We start from the raw sequence: 232 nt of genomic DNA on the forward strand, positions 1-232 counted from the left end.
GGATCAAAGGATCTCTGCTTAAATCAAAACCTTTTTCCCGGTCTTCTTTCAGGAATCGATCCATGCTTACCTTCTGCTGTTCCGCACTTTGCCTTCTTATATCTCGGGATCGGAAGCCGATTTTCCTGTTTTTCAAGATCACGTTTCTTGGCTGTACTGTGATTTCATACTCAATGGCGCTCCGCAGGAGCTCATGCCTTTCCAAGATGCTATTAAAGCTCTTCTCTAATAG

Annotated in this window: 1 protein-coding gene; it reads right to left on the minus strand. The window is 44.0% G+C overall.

Annotated elements, in window-relative coordinates:
* The coding region (locus SB771_RS37410) for a condensation domain-containing protein (protein ID WP_410722332.1) at nt 1–232 on the minus strand (232 nt) is incomplete at both ends.

Source organism: Burkholderia sp. SIMBA_051 (genome assembly GCF_046534915.1).
Taxonomy (GTDB): Bacteria; Pseudomonadota; Gammaproteobacteria; order Burkholderiales; family Burkholderiaceae; genus Burkholderia; species Burkholderia ambifaria.